Annotated in this window: 19 protein-coding genes and 1 tRNA gene; 14 read left to right on the forward strand and 6 right to left on the reverse strand. The window is 61.7% G+C overall.

From position 1 onward, the window contains the following. The first annotated feature begins 4 nt into the window (after nt 1–4). From AC3RCG_RS16950 to AC3RCG_RS16990, 9 genes are all read left to right on the forward strand, one after another. Complete coding sequence (locus AC3RCG_RS16950; protein ID WP_070218534.1) at nt 5–922, forward strand: type II secretion system F family protein; 918 nt, start codon at nt 5–7, stop codon at nt 920–922. Between the two features lie 9 nt (nt 923–931). Continuing rightward, nucleotides 932–2197: a DUF192 domain-containing protein gene (locus AC3RCG_RS16955; protein WP_070312488.1), complete on the forward strand. Its 1266-nt coding sequence runs from the start codon at nt 932–934 to the stop codon at nt 2195–2197. 83 nt (nt 2198–2280) lie between these two features. Further along, a complete protein-coding gene (locus tag AC3RCG_RS16960; protein WP_492401107.1) occupies nt 2281–7395 on the forward strand; it encodes a phospholipase effector Tle1 domain-containing protein in 5115 nt (1704 codons plus the stop codon). Beyond that, entirely contained in the window at nt 7392–7985 is a 594-nt protein-coding gene (locus AC3RCG_RS16965) for a hypothetical protein (protein ID WP_070218537.1), read from the forward strand. The genes AC3RCG_RS16960 and AC3RCG_RS16965 overlap by 4 nt, the downstream gene beginning before the upstream one ends. Before the next feature lie 85 nt (nt 7986–8070). Beyond that, nucleotides 8071–8664 carry a hypothetical protein gene (locus AC3RCG_RS16970; protein WP_070218538.1) on the forward strand — a complete coding sequence of 198 codons (594 nt, stop codon included), beginning with the start codon at nt 8071–8073 and terminating at the stop codon, nt 8662–8664. Nucleotides 8665–8748: 84 nt separating this feature from the next. After that, entirely contained in the window at nt 8749–9342 is a 594-nt protein-coding gene (locus AC3RCG_RS16975; protein ID WP_492402972.1) for a hypothetical protein, read from the forward strand. A gap of 84 nt (nt 9343–9426) precedes the next feature. Then, nucleotides 9427–10020 (forward strand): hypothetical protein, encoded by a 594-nt coding sequence (locus tag AC3RCG_RS16980; RefSeq protein WP_139143841.1) that lies wholly within the window; start codon nt 9427–9429, stop codon nt 10018–10020. Between the two features lie 84 nt (nt 10021–10104). Further along, entirely contained in the window at nt 10105–10701 is a 597-nt protein-coding gene (locus tag AC3RCG_RS16985) for a hypothetical protein (protein ID WP_492402970.1), read from the forward strand. Between the two features lie 84 nt (nt 10702–10785). Then, the gene (locus AC3RCG_RS16990) at nt 10786–11379 is read left to right on the forward strand and encodes a hypothetical protein (protein ID WP_492402968.1); all 594 of its coding nucleotides are present in this window, start codon (nt 10786–10788) and stop codon (nt 11377–11379) included. Nucleotides 11380–11992: 613 nt separating this feature from the next. Here the strand turns inward: AC3RCG_RS16990 and AC3RCG_RS16995 are convergent. Continuing rightward, nucleotides 11993–12559 (reverse strand): MFS transporter, encoded by a 567-nt coding sequence (locus AC3RCG_RS16995; RefSeq protein WP_492490450.1) that lies wholly within the window; start codon nt 12557–12559, stop codon nt 11993–11995. Between the two features lie 138 nt (nt 12560–12697). Between AC3RCG_RS16995 and AC3RCG_RS17000 the strand changes: the two genes are divergently transcribed. Together AC3RCG_RS17000 and AC3RCG_RS17005 are read left to right on the forward strand one after the other, a co-directional pair. Further along, nucleotides 12698–13612, forward strand: coding sequence for a hypothetical protein (locus tag AC3RCG_RS17000; RefSeq protein ID WP_139143842.1), 915 nt, complete (start codon nt 12698–12700; stop codon nt 13610–13612). A 314-nt stretch (nt 13613–13926) separates the two neighbouring features. Beyond that, a complete protein-coding gene (locus tag AC3RCG_RS17005) occupies nt 13927–14418 on the forward strand; it encodes a hypothetical protein (RefSeq protein WP_162995692.1) in 492 nt (163 codons plus the stop codon). 233 nt (nt 14419–14651) lie between these two features. Here AC3RCG_RS17005 and AC3RCG_RS17010 read toward each other — a convergent pair whose 3' ends face one another. Beyond that, nucleotides 14652–15305 carry a TetR/AcrR family transcriptional regulator gene (locus AC3RCG_RS17010; RefSeq protein WP_121669684.1) on the reverse strand — a complete coding sequence of 218 codons (654 nt, stop codon included), beginning with the start codon at nt 15303–15305 and terminating at the stop codon, nt 14652–14654. Between the two features lie 135 nt (nt 15306–15440). Between AC3RCG_RS17010 and AC3RCG_RS17015 the strand changes: the two genes are divergently transcribed. Then, nucleotides 15441–16334 carry an NAD(P)/FAD-dependent oxidoreductase gene (locus tag AC3RCG_RS17015; RefSeq protein WP_121669685.1) on the forward strand — a complete coding sequence of 298 codons (894 nt, stop codon included), beginning with the start codon at nt 15441–15443 and terminating at the stop codon, nt 16332–16334. A 363-nt stretch (nt 16335–16697) separates the two neighbouring features. Then, nucleotides 16698–17561, forward strand: a complete 864-nt coding sequence (locus AC3RCG_RS17020; RefSeq protein ID WP_492402966.1) for a class I SAM-dependent methyltransferase — start codon at nt 16698–16700, stop codon at nt 17559–17561. Nucleotides 17562–17979: 418 nt separating this feature from the next. Here the strand turns inward: AC3RCG_RS17020 and AC3RCG_RS17025 are convergent. The 4 genes from AC3RCG_RS17025 to AC3RCG_RS17040 all read right to left on the reverse strand — a co-directional run bounded on the left by AC3RCG_RS17025 (nt 17980) and on the right by AC3RCG_RS17040 (nt 20264). Continuing rightward, nucleotides 17980–18054, reverse strand: a tRNA-Val gene (locus tag AC3RCG_RS17025). An 81-nt stretch (nt 18055–18135) separates the two neighbouring features. After that, the gene (gene dnaQ, locus AC3RCG_RS17030) at nt 18136–18852 is read right to left on the reverse strand and encodes a DNA polymerase III subunit epsilon (RefSeq protein WP_070288822.1); all 717 of its coding nucleotides are present in this window, start codon (nt 18850–18852) and stop codon (nt 18136–18138) included. Nucleotides 18853–19057: 205 nt separating this feature from the next. Beyond that, on the reverse strand, nt 19058–19495 hold the full coding sequence (rnhA, locus tag AC3RCG_RS17035) for a ribonuclease HI (protein ID WP_034784447.1): 438 nt from the start codon (nt 19493–19495) through the stop codon (nt 19058–19060). Then, nucleotides 19488–20264: a class I SAM-dependent methyltransferase gene (locus AC3RCG_RS17040; protein WP_121669758.1), complete on the reverse strand. Its 777-nt coding sequence runs from the start codon at nt 20262–20264 to the stop codon at nt 19488–19490. Before AC3RCG_RS17040 ends, rnhA begins: the two co-directional genes overlap by 8 nt. A gap of 19 nt (nt 20265–20283) precedes the next feature. Between AC3RCG_RS17040 and gloB the strand changes: the two genes are divergently transcribed. Further along, the gene (gloB, locus tag AC3RCG_RS17045; protein ID WP_121669759.1) at nt 20284–21093 is read left to right on the forward strand and encodes a hydroxyacylglutathione hydrolase; all 810 of its coding nucleotides are present in this window, start codon (nt 20284–20286) and stop codon (nt 21091–21093) included. Nucleotides 21094–21137 lie beyond the last annotated feature (44 nt).

Below are 21137 nucleotides of genomic sequence, written 5' to 3' on the forward strand. Positions count from 1 at the left end.
CGCCATGTCTCCCACCCGCATCGAACTCACCATCACTGCCCTGGCCATGCTGTCCGGCCTGGCCATGGCGCTGCTGGCGACTTTGCTGGCCAGGACGGTGGCCGCCATCCCGGCCGAGGACCGCAGCTACAAGGATGCGCCGCCCCTCGCCTTCCGCCTGCTGTGGTGGCCCATCCACTGGGGCGGCCATGCGCTGCGCCCTTTCATTGCCAGGGCGCCCACGGCCTCGCTGCCCGTGCGCTTGCGCAAGGCGGGCCTGGACTACAGTCTCAGCCCCTCGCAATTCGTTGCGGCGCGGCTGCTGTGCGCGCTGATCGTCGCCGCCTTTTCGTGCTGGGTGCTCGATTCGCTGGGCCAGGGCAGCCGCAGCGGCGTCGGCGCCGCCCGCTACTGGCAGGCAGGGCTTGCCGGCGCCGGATCCGGCTGGTGCTACCCGGGTATCTGGCTGCGCGACCGCATGGCGCTGCGCAGGAGCGCGCTGAACAAGTCCCTGCCCTTCTACCTCGACCTCATCACCCTGTGCGTGGAGGCGGGACTCAATCTGCAGGGCGCGCTGCAACAGGCGGCGCTGAAAGGGCCGAAAGGCGCGCTGTGCGACGAAATCAAGCGCGTGCTGCGCGATGTGCGTAGCGGCAAGGCGCGTGCCGACGCGCTGCGCGCCATGAGCGAACGGGTGCAGGAACCGGCCGTGACCAATTTCGTCACGGCGCTGATCCAGGCTGAACGCATGGGCATGAACCTGGGACCCGTGCTGCGGGCACAAGCGGATCAGCGGCGCTCCGAGCGCTTTCTGCGCGCCGAAAAACTGGCCATGGAAGCGCCCGTCAAGCTGCTGTTTCCCCTCATCGCCTTCATCTTTCCCTGCACCTTCATCGTCCTGTTCTTTCCCATCGTCGTGCAATTCATGCAGTCGGGCCTATAAGGAGCCGCCATGCCCACGCGCCATTCCAGCATCCTGCACACGGCCAGCGGTGCGCACGCGCTGGAACTGCGCCTGGCGGACAGCTTTCTCACGCGCCTGCGCGGCCTGATGCTGGCCGCGCCGCTGCATGGCGCGCAAGGTTTGCTGATCACGCGCTGCGCCAGCGTGCATGCAGCCTGCATGCGCTACCCCATCGACGTGGTCTACCTGGACCGCCACGGCGTCGTCACCGGCTGCGCCGCCGGCCTGCGCCCGTGGCGCGCCAGCTTCGGCGGCCTCGGCTGGCGTGCGCCGCGCACGGCGCACACGCTGGAACTGGCCGCCGGCGCCATCGCGGCCCTGCACATCCGCCCCGGCGACCGCCTGCAGCATCCACGGCTGGAAGCTGCGCCCGCAACGGTGGCCGGCACGCGGGACAAGACCCAGCGCGGCTCGGCGATGATCGAATTCACCGTGGTCGGCCCCATCATCACCCTGCTCGGGCTGTCGATCCTGCAATACGGCATGTTGTTTTTTGCCAGGACACAAATCAACTACGCGGCCTTCATGGCCGCGCGCGAAGGGGCCGTCGCCCATGCCAGCGTCAGCAGCGCCTACGCGGCGTACACGCGCGCGCTGATCCCCCTGTACGGCGGGGGCCAGACGCCAGCCCAGCTCGCTGCTTCGCTGGCCAAAGCGAACGCAGACCTCGGCGCCAACGGCACCGGTAACGCCAGCATCGAGCTGCTCAACCCGACCCGGCAAAGTTTTGATGACTGGAACGACGTGCACAGGCAAATCGCGCTGCATACGGGCAACCGCCGCGTCATCCCTTACGGCGGCCAGAGCCTGAAGGAGCAGAAAGTGGGCGCCACTTCCGGCCAAACCATCCAGGACGCCAACCTCATCAAGCTGCGCATCACGCATGGCTACCTGCCAAAAGTTCCCCTGGTCAAGAACCTGTATGCCACCTACCTGAAATGGCTGGACCCGCACACGGACGCCTTTCATACCAAACTGCTGGCCAGCGGCCGCATACCCGTGGTCACGCACGTCACCGTACACATGCAGTCCGACGCCATCGAGGGCAACAGCCCCGTTTCCACGCCGGGGCCGGGCAACGGCGGAGCGCCCGTCAACCCCGGCAACCCGCCCGTCACAGACCTGCCGCCGCCCGCGTGCGACAACCTCAGTTGCACCGATCCGCCCGTGACGCCGCCCCCTTGCAACCCGTTCACGGACCCGCGGCATTGCGTGCCGGAACCGTGCTCCATCGTCTGCTGCGAACCGAGCTGAGGTAAACCATGTTGCCATCTCTATATATTCATCGTCTGCGTCCCCGCAGTATCAGCCTGCCGGCCTGGTTCTTGTTATCCTGCATGCTATCTTTTACCTTGCCCGCGCGCGCCTGCGGCCCCGAACCGGGCGGCCCCCCATCCCCCTGCAGCGGCGCCGTCGCCGGCGTGGGCGGCAGCGGCGGTCCCGATGCGGGCGCGGGCAATCCCATCAACGTCATCACCGGCAATAAATACCAGCGCGAGGAAGACTTGCCCGCCCTGCCCGGCGTGCTGGGAGTGGAAATCGTACGTCACTACAACAGCGCCTACAGCAAGCCAGGCAGCCCCAACGGTCCCATGGGACGCGAATGGAAACTGTCGTATGAAACCGAACTGATCGACAAGGATGGCCGCATCCAGATCCTGCAGGCCGACGGCGCCCGCGTCATCTTCGACCGCGATCGACGGCATCCGGACCTGTGCAGCACGGCGCTGCCGGCCCACGGCCGCCTGACGCTGGCGCCCCAGGCCAACGGCGCCAGCGACTACACCTGGACCCTGCCCGACGGGCGCCGCCTGCATTTCAATACCTTCGGCAAGCTCGACAGCATCACGGCCGCCACGGGCGAAATGCTCAGGCTGCTGTATGACGACAACCATCTGCTGGTGCAAGTGACCGACCCGCAAGGCCGCAGCCTGCACCTGCGCTACCTGGCGCCCACCTCGGCAGGCGCCAGGGCCGGCACGCAATTTCGCGGCGTGCAACACATCGACAGCCCCGTGGGACGCTTTTCCTACGACTACGGCGGCGCGCCGCCACCGGGAGCACTGTCCTTCGAGCGGCGCATCCTGCTGGCCAACCTGCTGCGCGTGCACTTGCCGGCGGGCGACAAGGCGCAGCCCGCCGTCAGCCGCCGCTACCACCACGAAGACCCGCGCCTGCCCTGGCTGCTGACGGGCATCAGCATCGAAACCGGCAGCGCCGGCGGCCCGCCCGTGGCCACGCGCTACGCCACCTTCGGCTACGACAGCAACGGCCGCGCCAACCTCAGCACGCATGCCGGCAATGTCGGCAAGGTCACGCTCGATACCAGCGAGGGGGGAAAAACCGTGCTCACCAACAGCCTGGGCCAGCGCACCGTCTACCGCCACGCCATCGTCGGGGGCCAGCAGCGCCTGCTGGAAGTACGCGGCGCCGGCTGCGCCAGCTGCGGCGAAAGCAATGTGCGCTACGCCTACGACAAGCTGGGGCAACTGCTGGAAACGACCCGCCTGGACGACAAGGGCGAGCCCGTCAGTGCCAATTGGCGCGAACTGGATCCGCTGGGCCGCACCGTCCGCGCCGGCAGCGTGACATACCAGCACGGCAAGCGGGGCGCCGCGCAATGGCGGCTACGCCTGGAATACGCGGGCGACGATCCCGCGCCCACGCTGATCGCCCGCCCCAGCGTCGTGCCGGGCAAGGAGCGGCAAACGCGCATCGATTACAACGCCATGGGCCAGGTCCTGCGCGTGACGCAGACGGGCTGGGTGCCAGGCCACGACGGCCAGCAGGCAACGGCCGCCATCGCGCGCACCACCAGTTACCAGTACGCCATCATCGCCGGCCACAGCCTGCTGACCCGTACCGACGGCCCCCTGCCCAACGGCAAGACGGGCACGCCGCTGGACTCCGATGTCACCGTGTTTGAATATGGCCAGCCGGCGGACAAGAGCAACGCGGGCATGCTGGCGCGGTATGACGAGCATGGAACAAACGACGTCCCCCTGACCGCCATCATCGCGCCTGGCAATCTCAAGCGCGCGTTCACCTATGACGGCGCCGGCCGCATCGCCACCATCTCCGATGCGCTCGGTCAGATCACGCAGTACGCCTACACGCCGCGCGGCCAGTTAATGCGCCAGACGCGCGACGGCGCGACGTATGCGGCGCGCTACGACGGTCTGGGTAATCCGCTCGAAATCGCATACAGCGACCAGGCAGGCCAGCAGTCGCTTGCCCGCCTGGGTTACGACGCCGCCGGCCGCCGCATCTGGAACGCCTCACACCTGGGCATCGTGACGCGCCATCGCTACGACACGGAAAACCGCCTGCTCGACACCACCACGCAATCGAGTACCATCAAGCAAACCCTTGGCTACCGCTACGACCCGTTGGGCCATCTGCTGGCCATGACCGATGCGAATGGTGCGCGCTCGACGATCAGGTGGAACGCACGCGGCCTGCCTGATACGGTGGCCGATGCGCTGGGGCGCGTCACGCGTTTGCGGCATGACGCCATGGGCAATATCGTCGGCGTGACGCAGTGGGCGAACACGCCGGAGGCATTGGGACAAAACACGGAAACCCGCTTCGAACGCGATATCGACGGTCAGCCCATTGCCGTGACAGCGCCAAACGGCGCCACCACCCGCTATCTGCGCGATGATTTCGGCCAGGTCATCGCCACCATCAGCCCCGACAGCGGCATGACACGCCGGCAATTCGACGCCGCCGGCAGGCTGATAGCGGGCACCGACGCCATGGGGAACCAGGCCAGCTACGCCTACGATGGCGCCGGGCGCATCGTGCGCCAGGTCATCACCGATGTCGGCACTCCGGCCGGCCAGCGCCAGACCGTCAGCACCTGGCGCTACGCGGGCGCACACCTGGTCGCCATCGATCACCCGCTACAAGCCGAACGCTACAGCCATGACGCGCATGGGCGCCTGTCCGTCAAGACCGTCATCATCACGCTCCACGGCGGCAAACAGGCCAGCTATCACACCCGTTACCGCTATGACAGCCTGGGGCAGCTGAGCGGCATCAGCTTGCCGGACGGCAGCCTGCTCGAATACCGGCGCAATGGCCAGCAGCAAGTAGTCGCGCTTGAGCGCCAACGCGTCCACATTCCCTGGCTGCGCTGGCTGCTGCCAGGGACAAGCATCGTCAAGGACCTGGAGCGCGACGTGATGGGCCTCAAGCGCTACACCTATGGCAACGGCATCGAAGCCCTTTACCAGCGCAGCAAGGAAGGGGCGCTGGCGCGCATCGTCTACCGCAACGCGCGGGAGGACCAATCCGGGCAGCAAGCCGTCTTGGCGTTGCAAGCCGTGCTGGGCATCGGCCAGGCCGTGGCCGCGCCGAAATCCGCGCTGCCAGCCGAAAATGCGCAGCACGCCGCTCAGGCTGGCGCGTTGGGCCTGCCACCCGATCCGGCCGCCCTGCTCGATCACCGCTACCTGTGGGACGTGCAGGGCAACTTGCTGTATACGAGGGACAGGGACGCTGCCAGCAGCTACGCCTACGATGCCCACGACCGCCTGATTGCGGCGGCAACGACCTCCCTGGCCCCGTCAACGGCGGCAAGCTTCGACCGCTACCACTACGACAGCGGCGGCAACCGCCTTATCAGCCAGGAAGAGATCGCCAGCCAGGATGAACTGCGGCGCAACACCGTCCGCGCCAGCGATACGAAAGACGCCCGCTACGACGCGGCCGGCCAGCCGCAGCGCATCGGCCAGCGCCGCTATGCATGGGATGCGCTGGGCCGGCTGCTGGCAGTGCATCAGGGCCTGGACCTGCTGGCGCGCTACCGCTACAACCATCGCGGGCTGCGCATGGCCAAGGAAGTGCGCGGGATGCGTACTTATTATCTGTACGACGACGACAGAAAGCTGCTGGCGGAAGTCGATGCCGACGGCAAGGTCAGCCGGCAATACATCTATCTTGCCGGCCAGCCGCTGGCGCTGATCGACACGGCGGCCGACGCCGCCGCCGAATTACGGGAACAGCGTGGGCCGCTGGCGCAAGCCATGGCCGACATCTCGGCCATCTGGCAAGCCTGGTTCAGTCACGGCGAGAGCATCGCCTTCCTGCACAACAACCATCTGGGGGCGCCCGAGCTGGCTACCGACGCCCATGGCAAGCCCGTGTGGCAAGCCGCATATGCGCCATTTGGCAAGTTAAGAAAAACAAACACCCAGTACGCCTTCCAGCTCAAGCTGCGCCTGCCGGGCCAGTATGCCGACCAGGAAACGGGCTTGTACTACAACGACCAGCGCTATTACGACCCGGCCCAGGGCCGTTACCTGACGCCCGACCCGCTGGGCCTGCGCGCCGGCGCCAACAGCTATGCCTATGTCGCGGGCAATCCGCTCAAGTATGTCGATCCGAACGGGCTGATCCTGTTTGCGTTTGATGGCACGGGCAATAGCGAACATCCGAAGCCGGACAGTTCGATTTCCAATGTGCTGAAGTTCTACGAGGTCTATGACCAGATCAAAAATGGAAAGGCTTTTTATATCACCGGCATCGGCACCACCAACCCGGATATGCCCTACGCCGGCAGCGCCATTACGGGCGAAGGCTTCGACCAGCGCGTGAGCCTGGGGCTTACCTTTCTCAACGACTACATCAAAGAAAGCGCGAACACTGGTCTCCTGGATATTGACGTGGTGGGTTTTAGCCGAGGTGCAGCAGAGGCACGCTTTTTTCTCAATGTCGTTGCCGACAACCTCAAGAAAAATGACGGCGCCTATGTGACTGATGGGAAAAGCCGCTGCCTGAACCTGCGCTTTGAAGGTCTGTGGGATACCGTGCCGCATCTCGGCATACTGCATGAAGGTGAAAAGCAATACTTCTTTTCAGTACCGGCCGCCGTCAAATACGCGGTGCATGCAGTCGCGCTGAACGAGCACCGCGGTGGGCCGCCTGACTTCGATCTGCGCTCCATCATGGACAGACCCGGCCAGACCAGTTCGGCGAACCGCCTCGAAAAGGCGTTCATTGGTAGCCATTCCGACATCGGCGGCGGCTTCGGCACCGGCGACCTGTCCGATGTGGCGCTGATGTGGATGGTTGAACAGGCGAAGGGACAGGGAATCGCCATAAGCGAAAAAAAACTAGAAAAAAATGGATGGGACATTATCACTAATCCCATCTTGCATGACCGGAGCGGCAACAGGTTCAACAGCGACGACATTACCGTCACCAGATACGTCGGCTATGAAAACGGCAAGGAAGTATCGCAGACGGACGCGGTCTTCGATGGCAAGCGAACCTCGGACACCAACGATTTCATCAATTTTTTTCCCGATGCTTACAAGTGCGGCACGATGGCCAATCCCGATATCGGGCTGGTGGACATGAACAAATACAAGCTCTGGCTGGCCAGTTATGGCTTAAGCATCACCACCGGCCCCATCGTCAACGCTTCCTGCAAGGCACCATCATGAAAACATATCTGCTCCAGGCAGTTTGCTTCCTGGCGGCCATCGCCCTCTGCACTGCCTGTGCCGCGCCACACTCGCAGCAAGGCCCCGGCATGATCGTGACCTTCAGCAACGGCATCAAAGGAAAAGAGGTCGACGTGCTGCGTGCGCGAACGGCGAACGGCGTATTTTTTCCGACCCCTGGCTCCCTGGGACCCGACAAGAATCCCATGACTGGCGGCAAGACCATGGGTGCCGCGCCGGATGGCCGCGAACTGCCGCATTGGGTGGAGTTCGAATGGCAGGTATGGCCCTATCCCTACCCGGACAGGCCTTCTGATCCTGTAGCGCGGCAAGTCTGGAGTGACGGCGTGCATGCCATGTCCCGCTCGCTGCCCATCCAGACGGCCCGCGTCGCCGTCCAGTCACGCGTGCCGCAAGACGTCATCGACGAAGTACTGGCGTCGAACAGGCAAAGAGCGCCGCGGGCGCTGCCGGACAAGATGCTGTGGGTGTATTTCATCTGGTACGAGACGGGCATCAAACTCCGCTGGAAACTGAAAAGCAGCTGCTGTGGCTTGTTGCGCGAAGGCGGCGACGAGCTTGCGCCATGACCAAAACCCCAGGCAACCAGCACCGGCCGGCGCGCCCGCCGTGGCCGTCCCCCCCCACCTTCAACGCTTCCTGCAAGGCGCCATCATGCAAAAATATCTGCTCCAGGCAATTTGCTTCCTGGCGACCATCGCCCTCTGCACAGCCTGTGCCGCACCACACTCGCAGCAAGGCCCCGGCATGATCGTGACCTTCAGCAACGGCATCAAAGGAAAAGAGGTCGACGTGCTGCGTGCGCGAACGGCGAACGGCGTATTTTTTCCGACCCCTGGCTCCCTGGGACCCGACAAGAATCCCATGACTGGCGGCAAGACCATGGGTGCCGCGCCGGATGGCCGCGAACTGCTGCAATGGGTGGAGTTCGAATGGCAGGTATGGCCATATCCCTACCCGGATCGGCCCGCTGATCCTGTAGCGCGGCAAGTCTGGAGCGAAGGGGTACATGCCCTGTCCCGCTCGCTGCCCATCCAGACGGCCCGCGTCGCCGTCCGATCGCGCGTGCCGCAAGACGTCATCGACGAAGTGCTGGCGTCAAACAGGCAAAGAGCGCCCAACGCGCTGCCGGACAAAGATCTCTGGGTGTATTTCATCTGGTACGAGACGGGAATCAAGTTTCGCTGGAGGCTGCTGCAAGGCTGTTGCAAGATGCTGCGCGAAGGCGACGACGAGCTTGCGCCATGACCAAAACCCCAGGCAACCAGCACCGGCCGGCGCGCCCGCCGTGGCCGCCGGCCCTACCTTCAACGCATCCTGCAAGGCACCATCATGAAAAAACATCTGCTCCAGGCAGTTTGCTTCCTGGCGGCCATCGCCCTCTGTGCAGCCTGCTCTGTAACACGGTCGCAGGACGGCCCCGGCATGATCGTGACCTTCAGCAACGGCATCAAAGGAAAAGAGGTCGACGTGCTGCGTGCGCGAACGGCGAACGGCGTATTTTTTCCGACCCCTGGTTCACTAGGTCCTGACAAGAATCCCATGACCGGCGGAGCCACCATGGGCGCCGCGCCCGATGGCCGCGAACTGCCGCAATGGGTGGAATTCGAGTGGCAGGTATGGCCCTATCCCTACCCTGTCAGGCCTGCGGATCTTGTAGCGCGGCAAGTCTGGAGCGAAGGGGTACATGCCCTGTCCCGCTCGCTGCCCATCCAGACGGCCCGCGTCGCCGTCCGATCGCGCGTGCCGCAAGACGTCATCGACGAAGTGCTGGCGTCAAACAGGCAAAGAGCGCCCAACGCGCTGCCGGACAAATATCTCTGGGTGTATTTCATCTGGTACGACACGGGCATCAAGTTTCGCTGGAGGCTGCTGCAGGGCTGTTGCAAGATGCTGCGCGAAGGTGGCGACGAGCTTGCGCCATGACCAAAGCCCCAGACAACCAGCACCGGCCGGCGCGCCCGCCGTGGCCGTCACCCCCACCTTCAACACTTCCTGCAAGGCACCATCATGAAAAAACATCTGCTCCAGGCAGTTTGCCTCCTGGCGGCCATCGCCCTCTGCACTGCCTGCTCTGTAACACGCTCGCAGCAAGGACCCGGCATGATCGTGACCTTCAGCAACGGCATCAAAGGCAAGAAGGTCTACGTCATACGTGCGAGAACGGCGAACGGTGTATTTTTTCCGACCCCCGGCTCCCTTGGTCCCGACAAAAATCCCATGACCGGCGGAGCCACCATGGGCGCCGCGCCGGATGGCCGCGCACTGCCGCAATGGGTGGAGTTCGACTGGACCGAATGGCCCTATCCAGCACCGCCTCCACCAACAGAGCCAAGCGCCCTACAGGCATGGAACGACCGTGTGGACTTGCTGACCCGGACTTTGCCGCACAAACGTGCCCGCGTCGCCGTCCAGTCACGCGTGCCGCAAGACGTCATCGACGAAGTACTGGCGTCGAACAGGCAAAGAGCGCCGCGGGCGCTGCCGGACAAGATGCTGTGGGTGTATTTCATCTGGTACGAGACGGGCATCAAACTCCGCTGGAAGCTGAAAAGCAGCTGCTGTGGCTTGCTGCGCGAAGGCGGCGACGAGCTTGCGCCATGACCAAAACCCCAGGCAACCAGCACCGGCCGGCGCGCCCGCCGTGGCCGTCCCCCCCACCTTCAACACTTCCTGCAAGGCGCCATCATGCAAAAATATCTGCTTCAGACGATCTGCTTCCTGGCGGCCATCGCCCTCTGTGCAGCCTGCTCTGTAACACGGTCGCAGGACGGCCCCGGCATGATCGTGACCTTCAGCAACGGCATCAAAGGCAAGAAGGTCGACGTGCTGCGCGCGCGAACGGCGAACGGCGTATTTTTTCCGACCCCTGGTTCACTAGGTCCCGCCAAGAACCCCATGAAAGATGGCGGCGCCACCATGGGCGCCGCGCCGGACGGCCGCGAGCTGCCGCAATGGGTGGAGTTCGAATGGAAGGTATGGCCCTATCCCTACCCGGACATGCCTGCCGAGCCGGTAGCACTGCAGGCATGGAGTGACGGCGTGCACGCCATGTCCCGCTCACTGCCCATCCAGACGGCCCGTGTCGCCGTCCGGTCGCGCGTGCCGCAAGACGTCATCGACGAAGTGCTGGTATCAAACAGGCAAAGAGCGCCCAACGCGCTGTCGGACAAGGATCTCTGGGTGTATTTCATCTGGTACGACACGGGCATCAAGTTTCGCTGGAGGCTGCTGCAGGGCTGCTGCAAGATGCTGCGCGAAGGCGGCGACGAGCTTGCGCCATGATCAAAACCCCAGGCAACCAGCACCGGCCGGCGCGCCCGCCGTGGCCGTCCCCCCCACCTTCAACACTTCCTGCAAGGCGCCATCATGCAAAAATATCTGCTTCAGACGATCTGCTTCCTGGCGGCCATCGCCCTCTGCACTGCCTGTGCCGCACCACACTCGCAGCAAGGCCCCGGCATGATCGTAACCTTCAGCAACGGCATCCAAGGCAAAAAAGTCTACGTTATACGTGCGAGAACGGCGAACAGCACGTTTTTTCCGACCCCCGGCTCCCTTGGTCCCGACAAGAATCCGATGACAGGCGGCAAAACCATGGGCGCCGCTCCCGATGGCCGCGCACTGCCGCAATGGGTGGAGTTCGAATGGACCGAATGGCCCTATCCAGCACCGCCTCCACCAACAGAGCCAAGCGCCCTACAGGCATGGAACGACCGTGTGGACTTGCTGACCCGGACTTTGCCGCACAAACGTGCCCGCGTCGCCGTCCAGTCACGCGTGCCGCAAGACGTCATCGACGAAGTACTGGCATCGAACAGGCAAAGAGCGCCGCGGGCGCTGCCGGACAAGATGCTGTGGGTGTATTTCATCTGGTACGAGACGGGCATCAAACTCCGCTGGAAGCTGAAAAGCAGCTGCTGTGGCTTGCTGCGCGAAGGCGGCGACGTGCTTGCGCCATGACCAAAGCCCCAGGCAACCAGCACCGGCCGGCGCGCCCGCCGTGGCCGCCGTGGCCACCGCCCCTACCATCAACACTTCCTGCAAGGCACCATCATGAAAAAACATCTGTTCCAGGCAGTTTGCTTCCTGGCGGCCATCGCCCTCTGCACAGCCTGTGCCGCACCACACTCGCAGCAAGGACCCGGCATGATCGTGACCTTCAGCAACGGCATCAAAGGCAAAAAAGTCTACGTCATACGTGCGAGAACGGCGAACGGTGTATTTTTTCCGACCCCCGGGTCCCTTGGTCCCGACAAGAATCCGATGACAGGCGGCAAGACCATGGGCGCCGCTCCCGATGGCCGTGCACTGCCGCAATGGGTGGAGTTCGAATGGACCGAATGGCCCTATCCAGCACCGCCTCCACCAACAGAGCCAAGCGCCCTACAGGCATGGAACGACCGTGTGGACTTGCTGACCCGGACTTTGCCGCACAAACGTGCCCGCGTCGCCGTCCAGTCACGCGTGCCGCAAGACGTCATTGACGAAGTGCTGGTATCAAACAGGCAAAGAGCGCCCAACGCGCTGCCGGACAAGGATCTCTGGGTGTATTTCATCTGGTACGAGACGGGAATCAAGTTTCGCTGGAGGCTGCTGCAAGATGCTGCGCGAAGGCGGCGACGAGCTTGCGCCATGACCAAAGCGCCAGGCCCCACAGAGCGACCAAAAACATCAGGCCTGTTCCTTGGACTGGCAGCAGGATCTTGCCGAGTGCCGCCAAGCCCGCCAGCGCAGGCATGAGCACTAAAGTGGCACGCAGGCTACGCTCCATTAGCCAGCCGGCCAGCAGCGTGCCAACGAAGTTGGCGACACCAAAACCCAGGAGCATCAGAGACAAACCGTTTACATCTATATGGACAACGCTTTCAAGAGCGGGGCGAATATAGGTGAACAATGCATATTGCCCGGTATGGGCCAGTACGCAGCCCAACATCCCGATCCCGATCCCCGGGCGACGGAGCAATCGCAGTACCGATGTGGTGCGCGTCATCGTGCGCGGCGCCATACGGGGCAGCGTGAACAATTGAAACAAAAGTGTTAGCCCTCCGACAGCCGCGGCTGCTATAAATGCACTGCGCCAGCCATATATGCCCCCTAAGTAACTGCCCAGCGGTACGGAAACGACCGTCCCGATGACGATGCCGCTGAATAATCAGAACGGCTAAAATGAGCAAGCAAAATCAAATTTTTCCATTGTCTAATCTCGTCAGTGAACTATTGACAAGTACTGAAGCATCAGCGGGCAAGACTGAACTTTCATTAAAAATATTAAAAAGATATGTCCATTTTCGATCTCGTCCTCAATATCTCTCCCTCCTTCCATCGCCAATGTTCAATTCGGATTGAAGGTGAGGCCACGGGACTGGCCACATTTGAAGCCCTTCAGACAGGCCTTCTTCCGCGCATTACACATAGTTTGCCAGTCGAAAGTGAACAAATGGCGACACTCCATAGACGTTCTTCCGCCATGTTAATGGAGTGGGATGAACAGTGGAATCAGCTTGGCTTGGATGGAATTAGCATTAACGGAGTTTTCGGTTCCTCGAGTTCGAAGCCTCAGTTGTTTTCGTTGTGGAGTCCGAAAGAAGGGTGCGCTGCACACACGATGCTGGCTGCTGTGTTTGAATGTTTGCCCTTTGACCGTTGCAGCGGGCCTGCTGGCGAACTGCTCGAGATTGTGCGGAGCTATTTAGACCTGCAGCCGCCCGTCAGCATCATCAACTATAAGCCGACGCATCTTCGGCTTGCACCGTGGGTGCATGCAAATGACGCGTGCGAGGTCGAAAGCCATTTGCGGATGCTTGCCGATGACGGTGACTTGATAGTTGATGCGTCCGGTATGGAGCGATTTTGCGGAGCGCTAACGCAGCTACTGCCTGTTGAGCATCTGCTGAAAAGACGTGGGGAAGTACGTTGGATAGTCCGCAGCGAGTTTTCAAATGCTCTCATACAGGCTGGTGTTGCACAGTCTATGATTGAAATTGTTCCAGCCCTTCCGATTTCGCGCAAGGGTGAACCGATAGTGCTCGGCGGTATTTTTGTGGGTTCTTCAGAATTGATTTCTTTTGCCAAAGCCGGAGAAAGGATGCAATTGGTTCGCAGTTTTAGAAAAGAATACTCACTGACGATCGAGCAAGCCTCTAAGGCTGCAGCGGAGCTAATGGAAATTGTCGCATGCCATCCAATGCATTGAAGGAAACAAAAGCACGTTTTTCTTCGCTCAATTTCCAGTGATGAATCGGCGCCAGTAGCTTAGACGCTCCTGAGACATAGTTCTTGAAAGATGAAAAACCGATGGATCGTGTTTGGCATGGGCGTCCTGCCAGGCACCTGGTGTGCGATCTCGTAGCTGCCCGCTCCAACGACGAGATCGGGTCTGGCCTATCTATTCAGCTCTGCAATGATGCATTTAAGTTAAAGTGTTGCGTTGATCGATTGAACCCGCAGCCAAAAGCAGCCTTTGTCAGTGATGGATTTGCTCAGTTCCCTTCTGCCTGAATCGCGACCATGAAGAATCAATACCGTGTAACAAAATATGACCCCTCGCTGAGAGATGCGACAGGCGGATACACAGGCTGCGATTGGACTTCGCGATCTGATATCGGACGGGTATTTGACGGTGGGATGCTGTCTGAGGCGGTGTATCTGAATGTTGAAAATAGCTACCTGTCCGCTATGAAAAGTTTCCTGGATGAGGCAGGTATCGAGTCATTGGCGTTGACGGCATTGGAATGTCGCGACGCCCCCGCAGATGGTTTTCTGCACCGGGGGAACCTATCTATTGCTCAAAGCCTCGATTTCGCGCGTTTCGTCCTTCGCGAAGAGGCCTGGGGAAAACTCGTCGTGCCAGGCAAGGCGTATGTCCACTTTGGCTACGACTACTACATGTACATCGGAGTACCCTCGAAATGCGAGCGGTCGATTGCGATCGCACGCGATCTAGGTCTATTTGTCGAACGAATTCGCTCGCCTCATCTTCGTCAACAGCCATTCAGATAAGTTACCCGACTTCGGATGAGGCAAACGAGTCAGTGCAGTGGTTTAATGTACCCGTCAGTCAAAAAGTAATCGAGTGGGATGGTCCCGCGTCAGGCATAAGCCGACACCAAAGAGCACTAAAGCACCTCTCAGCCCGCCTAAATGCGGGCTGTTTTCGTTTTCAGCCTGGCACTGTCTGGCAAGTTTTCGCACCACCAAGCCCCCCTCCCGCTACTATGAACTGCCCGGAGCAATCAGCTGCATCCGCCCGCATGGTCGTTGCCACCGTGCCCGGCGATGAACATGGCGACTGCGGACCGGCAATAGGATTCGATTTCGTTGTCGTCCTCCGCTATCGCTTCATTGAAGCGTGCGATGATCAGCAGATCGGAACCTTTTAACAGCGCGGCAAACAAGCGGGCGGACCGGCGAGGATCGGGCACATGCAGAACCTCCTTCGCGTGCAACTGACGCAACAGGGCCTCGATTTGGGCGATGACATGGGCGGGGCCTGCTTCGTATTGGAGCTTGCTTAGCGACTGTTGATTCGTCTTGTCGGCCATGATCATGGCTTCGATACGACGGACGTCCGGGTTCAAGAACGTGCGAAGCAGGGATGATCCAACCGCCATGAGCTGATCCTCGGCCGAACCGTCTACGCCTTCAAACAGGGCCTGCGGTGCAAACTGATGGCAGCGGGCCGCGATGGCAGCGCTAAACAGCGCCTCCTTGTTCTCGAAGTGCCGATAGATGCTTAGCTTGGATATCTTCGCCCGCTGGGCGACCTTGTCCATTGTCGTCGCTTGAAAACCCAATTCCACAAAAAGCTCGCACGCCGCGTCGGCGATCGTTTGGCCAAGCGCCTCGTTGGTTGGCCGGCCGCGCCGGCCCTGATTTTTTTCAGTCATAAAAATTCCAGTACTTGACAGTATCCAATTCTTTAATTAGGATACCACATAGTATCCAAAAGGTGCAAACCCAATGGACAGGTTATTGCGCGCCAAGCCCTACCCAGCCCTCACCCACACACGGAGTCCATCACCATGAATGACGTCATCATTATCGGCGGCAGCTTTGCTGGCCTCGCCGCCGCCCTGCAGCTCGGCCGTGCCCGCCGCAAGGTCACGGTCCTCGACAGTTGCCGGCCGCGCAACCGCTTTGCCGGCCATTCGCATGGTCTGCTCGGCCACGATCACAAGCCGCCGCTGGACATCCTGGTCGAGGCGCGGCAGCAGCTGGCGCGCTATCCAACGATCAGGCTGGTCACTGCCCGTGCCGAATGCATCTCCGGTACGATCGACGATTTCTGCGTCGTCACTGACGATAACGAAAGCCTAAGGGCACGTCGCCTGATCCTGAGCTATGGCGTCGTCGATCAAATGCCTGATATCCCGGGCTTCGCCGAAGGCTGGGGCACGTCCATTGTGCCTTGCCCCTATTGTGACGGTTTTGAAGTCGCCGGCCAGCATTGGGGCCTCGTCTGGTCCGGTCCGCAGTCGCACAATTATGTCAGGCTGTACGGCGATTGGACCGAGACGCTGACGGTCTTCGCCGATGGTCACGACATTCCACCCGATATCCGGGCCGATCTGGCGCGCCGCAACATACCTGTCGTCGATGGCCGAATCATGGAAATCACCCGACACGGAGGCGAAAATGCCACTGTCAAGCTCGATACCGCCACCAATGTCGCGGTCGACATCCTGTTCGCGCATCCGCGCAACAAGCCGTCCGCAAGCCTGCATGAATCACTGGGCCTCGCTACAGTCAATACGCCACTGGGCATCGCCCTCAAGGTCGACGAGCGCCGCGAAACCAGCATACCCGGCATCTACGCCGCCGGCGATCTTGCAAACCCAGCCATGGCCTCGGTCACCACGGCAATATCGCAGGGCGCAACGGCGGGTATCTCCGCTCAGCAGTCGATGCTGGTTTGAGGGCACAGATTTGTGATGAGCATGGCCATCGAACCCGACAGCGCCGGTGTACGCATCCCTCCGCCCGTCATCTATCCGGGAGCGCTGCTGTCGGGGTTGGCGGCGGAGCAGATCGAACGCACGGCCGCGCTCGCAATTCCTCACCCACTCACGTTCATGAGATCCTCTCCGCGCAGGTCGAGGACCGCCATCGGTTCGCCGCACGGCACGCAATGGATCGTCCCCCGACGTCGACCACTTCCTACACATCGAGGCCCCCGAGGCGATCGCGGAATGGATCGCGGCGTGGGGCCGACTCGTGTCATTCCCCCCTGCCTCGACAAAAGGGGTTTAGTCAAGAACAAATCAGAACAAGGAGATAGCATGACAGAGCAAAATGCCTATCAGGTCGCCGACTGGAATGATCAAAGCGGAGAGCGCTGGGTCGCAAACCAGGCCCGGCTTGATGCCATGGTGGCGGTGTTCGGCCAAGCCGCGATCGAAGCCGCCGCGCCCGCGACGGGCGAGCGCGTGCTGGACGTCGGCTGCGGCGCAGGCGCGTCGAGTCTGGCTCTGGCCGCCCGCGTCGGCGCGCAGGGGCAAGTGCTGGGCGTGGACATATCCGAATCGCTGATCGGCCGCGCACGCACGCTTACGCCACAACATACGCCGGCCCAGTTCCTGGTAGCCGACGCCAGCAGTGCCGAGTTGCCGGAAGGCGCGTTCGACATCCTGTTCTCGCGCTTCGGGGTGATGTTCTTCGGCGATCCAACAGGGGCGTTCGCCCATATGCGACGCGCGCTGCGGCCGGGCGGGCGGGTCGCTTTCGTCTGCTGGCGCGGCGCGGCCGAGAACGAATGGATGCGCCTGCCGATGGGCGCGATACAGGGCATCGTCGCGCTGACCGCGCCGCCCGATCCCGAAGCGCCCGGCCCGTTTTCGTTCGGCGAGCGGGATCGGGTGACGCGCATCCTGACGGCAGCCGGTTTCACCGATATCGCTATCGCGCCCTTCGATGCTTCCGTCCCGTTCGGCGAGGGCGGAACGCGGGACGCTGCGATCGACGACGCGGTGAAGATGGCGCTCGAGGTCGGCCCGCTGTCGCGCGTACTCGCCGCTCAGCCCGATGACATCCGTGCCCGCGCGGCAGTCGCCGTCCGTACCGCCTTCGCGGGCCGCCCCGGCGAGCGCTCGGTGATGATCGACGGCGCGGCATGGATCGTCACGGCGCGCAATCCGGCAAGTTGACACGGATTAACACGGGGGACGCCCGCCGCTTGGTGGAACGGGGCGCCTTGGGCCGGGCAGATTGATATCCCGTCTGGCGTGGCTCTGACGGTACTGGCGCTGCAATGAAAAATGTGCCGTCTAGGATGTCCGACTTTATTGTTCGTCCAGATAAAAATATGAGCTTGCAGGGACTGCTGAAGGTCGCGACCGACCGTTTCCGCCCGGCCGATAGCAGACGACATGCGTGGCTTAGGCTTTGAGAGCAAGGAAGAGATATGATAGGCGTAAGCCTGCTTGATATGAAAACGGCCGCAGGAAGCGGCCGTATCGTTTGGGACTGGACAATGGACGAAAATCCCATTGCCCCAAGTTTGCCCCAAGTTCGTATTCAGACAAAAGATGAAATCCTGAGTCATTGAATACAAACGAAAAAATTTGGTGGGAAGTGCAAGTTTCGAACTTGCGACCCCTGCAGTGTGAATGCAGTGCTCTACCCCTGAGCTAACCTCCCGAAGCGAGGCGAATTATCGCATAGGTGTTGCGGCATCTGCAAGGGCTGGCAAGAGGAAATTTACCATGTGCCGCTTTTTTCTCAGGCGGCCGCTGGCGGCGACGTGACGGCGGTCCAGATGCACTGGCCTTTGGCGGCCTTGTCGAGGCCGGCGATGGTGGCTGCGTGGGCGGCGAGTTCGTCGGCCGTGGCGCTCTGGAAGATGACTTCGGCCAGGGGCACGATTTCCAGCACGGCGCCGTCGGCGGCCACTTCCACCTCTTCTTCCATGCTCAGGCTGTTTTGCCCGCGCGTCATGGCCAGGTAGACGTCGGCCAGCAATTCGGAGTCGAGCAGCGCGCCGTGCAGCTTGCGGTGGGCGTTCGAGACGCCGTAGCGGTCGCACAGGGCGTCGAGCGAGTTGCGCTTGCCCGGATGCATTTCCTTCGCCTGCACCAGGGTATCGATCACGCCAACCACTTGTTCATGCACGGGCGGCAGGTTCAGGCGCTTGAATTCCGCGTTCAGGAAGCCGATATCGAACGGGGCGTTGTGGATGATCAGTTCGGCGCCGGCGATGTAGGCGCGGAATTCGTCGGCGATTTCCGCGAATTTCGGTTTGTCGCTGAGAAATTCCGTCGTCAATCCGTGGACGGCCAGCGCGCCCTCTTCCGAATCGCGCTCGGGATTGATGTAATGGTGAAAATTATTCCCCGTCAACATGCGGTTGTTCAGCTCGACCGCCCCGATCTCCAGGATGCGGTCGCCCGTGCGCGGGTTCAGGCCGGTGGTTTCAGTATCGAGAACAATTTGACGCATGGCGGATTCATTCGTAAAAGCAAAAAGCGAAGGGCACAGTATAGCAAACCTGTGTACTGCTGCAATCGCACCCAGACATGTTCGAACGCCCAACAAAACAGTAGCGAGCGGCAGTGATTTGTGGCCGAGAAGCGCAACCGCACTCTAGTACGGCGAGCATCACAGGCCGCAAAGCGCGCCGCGCAGTAGGTTGGGTTGGGCGTTCTTACGCGCGCACGGTTTCCACGCCCAGGTTGGCCAGCTGATCGGCCCGCTCATTGCCAGGATGGCCATTGTGGCCGCGCACCCAGCGCCATTCCACTTCATGCACGGCCTGGGCCGTATCGAGCGCCTGCCACAGGTCGACGTTTTTCACGGGCGCCTTGGCCGCCGTTTTCCAGCCGCGCGCCTTCCAGCCGTGGATCCATTCGCTGATGCCCTTCTGGACATACTGGCTATCGGTATACAGCACCACCTGACACGGACGTTTGAGCGCCGTCAAGGCTTCGATCACGGCCTTCAATTCCATGCGGTTATTCGTCGTATTGAGTTCCCCGCCGTAAATTTCTTTCTTGGCGCCATCGGCTACCATCAGCGCGCCCCAACCGCCCGTGCCGGGATTGCCCTTGCATGCGCCATCGGCGTAAATCTCTACCTTATCCATCTTGCTGTTCCCGCCTTTTATTCGTGACCGGTGCGCCTGCGGGCGCCGTCGCCGGTTTCTTGGTCCACGCCGGACCGATCAAACGCATCCCTTTGACGCGCTTGATCGCCTGCACTATATACACTGCACCCAGATATGGCCACCAGCGCGCGCCCGCCTTGTCCATGAAAGCGTTGCGGCGCAGCCATTTTTCTGTCCTGCAGGCAGGTGCGTAGCAGCCGAAGTAGCTTTGGCTGACGCCCATGTTCAGCAATTTTAACCAGTCTTTCATGCGCGGCATAGAGATCAGCTCGCCCGCCTGCGGCAGGTAATGGCGTCCCGTGACCCGCCCCAGCCCCTGGCGCACGCCCCACAGGCTGGCCGGATTGAAGCCGCAGACGATCACGCGCCCCTCGGGGATCAGCACGCGCTCGACTTCGCGCAAGACCTGGTGCGGCTCGGCGGCAAATTCAAGCACGTGCGGCAAGACCACGAGGTCCAGGCTTTGCGAGTCGAACGGCAACTCGTCAAAGGCCGACACGAGGGTCAAACGACTCTCTTGCGGCGGACGCGATGGCAGGCGCGAATCGAGCAGCCATTTATTCGGCATGCGGTTGGCGGCCAGTGCGTCGAGCTGGGGCAAACCTATCTGCACGGCATTAAAACCGAAGATGTCAACGGTCAGACTGTCGAGACATTGCTGCTCCCAGGCGCGCACGTACACACCGGCCGGCGTCTGCAGCCAGCCGTCAAGCGCTATAATGGATTTTTCGGATGCCACACTGTCCATTCAGTTTTCTCTTTTGCTCATGACACACTCCCCTGAACACGCTTTATCGGTACTTGCCGTGCCCGCTTTTGCCGACAATTACCTGTGGCTGATCCATGACGGCCGCCACGCCGCCGTGGTCGACCCCGGCGATGCAATGGCCATCCTCGATGCGCTCAAAGCCGATCAGTTGACCTTGTCCGCCATTTTACTCACGCATCACCACGCCGACCACACGGGTGGCGTGCCTGAATTGTTGCAGCATTTCGCCGTCCCCGTCTTCGGACCTCGCAATGAGGCTATCACAGCCATCACGGAACCGCTTGCCGAAGGCGATGTCGCTTACGTGCCCGAACTGGGCTTGCAAATGACCGTCATCGACGTGCCCGGCCATACGAAGGGGCATATCGCCTACGTGCGCCAGCGCGACGAGCGCAGCGGCGCACCGTGGCTGTTTTCCGGCGACACCCTGTTTGCGGGCGGATGCGGCCGCCTGTTCGAAGGCACGCCGGGCCAGATGGCCGACTCGCTGGGCAAGCTGGCCGCCCTGCCCGACGATACCGAGGTATTTTGCGCGCATGAGTACACCTTGTCCAATTTGCGCTTCGCTAACGCCGTCGAGCCGGGTAATGTGGCCTTGCAGGAACGCATCGCCATCGACACGGAAAAGCGCCAGCAGGGTTTATCGACCGTGCCGTCAACCATTGCCCTTGAGAAGGCCACGAACCCCTTCCTGCGCTACCGCGAACCGGCCATCCTGAGCAGCCTGAAGGTGGAAGGCAAGCTGACCACCGATGCTTCGCCCGTCGAAGCGTTTGCAGCTTTGCGGATGTGGAAAAATAATTTTTAAACGTACCCTTTCGCCATAAAAAATCCCGGCAGATGCTGATGGCA

It is taken from the genome of Janthinobacterium sp. GW823-FHT01H08 (assembly GCF_058797855.1).

Excerpts from the sequence above, each read along its gene's own strand:
- AC3RCG_RS16960 (WP_492401107.1), top strand. The coding sequence starts at position 2,281 with ATGCTATCTTTTACCTTGCCCGCGCGCGCCTGCGGCCCCGAACCGGGC.
- AC3RCG_RS17010 (WP_121669684.1), bottom strand. The coding sequence starts at position 15,305 with ATGACTGAAAAAAATCAGGGCCGGCGCGGCCGGCCAACCAACGAGGCG.
- dnaQ (WP_070288822.1), bottom strand. The coding sequence starts at position 18,852 with ATGCGTCAAATTGTTCTCGATACTGAAACCACCGGCCTGAACCCGCGC.
- AC3RCG_RS16950 (WP_070218534.1), top strand. The coding sequence starts at position 5 with ATGTCTCCCACCCGCATCGAACTCACCATCACTGCCCTGGCCATGCTG.
- AC3RCG_RS16970 (WP_070218538.1), top strand. The coding sequence starts at position 8,071 with ATGCAAAAATATCTGCTCCAGGCAATTTGCTTCCTGGCGACCATCGCC.
- AC3RCG_RS16975 (WP_492402972.1), top strand. The coding sequence starts at position 8,749 with ATGAAAAAACATCTGCTCCAGGCAGTTTGCTTCCTGGCGGCCATCGCC.
- rnhA (WP_034784447.1), bottom strand. The coding sequence starts at position 19,495 with ATGGATAAGGTAGAGATTTACGCCGATGGCGCATGCAAGGGCAATCCC.
- AC3RCG_RS17015 (WP_121669685.1), top strand. The coding sequence starts at position 15,441 with ATGAATGACGTCATCATTATCGGCGGCAGCTTTGCTGGCCTCGCCGCC.
- AC3RCG_RS17020 (WP_492402966.1), top strand. The coding sequence starts at position 16,698 with ATGACAGAGCAAAATGCCTATCAGGTCGCCGACTGGAATGATCAAAGC.
- gloB (WP_121669759.1), top strand. The coding sequence starts at position 20,284 with ATGACACACTCCCCTGAACACGCTTTATCGGTACTTGCCGTGCCCGCT.
- AC3RCG_RS17040 (WP_121669758.1), bottom strand. The coding sequence starts at position 20,264 with ATGGACAGTGTGGCATCCGAAAAATCCATTATAGCGCTTGACGGCTGG.
- AC3RCG_RS16965 (WP_070218537.1), top strand. The coding sequence starts at position 7,392 with ATGAAAACATATCTGCTCCAGGCAGTTTGCTTCCTGGCGGCCATCGCC.
- AC3RCG_RS17000 (WP_139143842.1), top strand. The coding sequence starts at position 12,698 with ATGTCCATTTTCGATCTCGTCCTCAATATCTCTCCCTCCTTCCATCGC.
- AC3RCG_RS16955 (WP_070312488.1), top strand. The coding sequence starts at position 932 with ATGCCCACGCGCCATTCCAGCATCCTGCACACGGCCAGCGGTGCGCAC.
- AC3RCG_RS16980 (WP_139143841.1), top strand. The coding sequence starts at position 9,427 with ATGAAAAAACATCTGCTCCAGGCAGTTTGCCTCCTGGCGGCCATCGCC.
- AC3RCG_RS16985 (WP_492402970.1), top strand. The coding sequence starts at position 10,105 with ATGCAAAAATATCTGCTTCAGACGATCTGCTTCCTGGCGGCCATCGCC.
- AC3RCG_RS17005 (WP_162995692.1), top strand. The coding sequence starts at position 13,927 with ATGAAGAATCAATACCGTGTAACAAAATATGACCCCTCGCTGAGAGAT.
- AC3RCG_RS16990 (WP_492402968.1), top strand. The coding sequence starts at position 10,786 with ATGCAAAAATATCTGCTTCAGACGATCTGCTTCCTGGCGGCCATCGCC.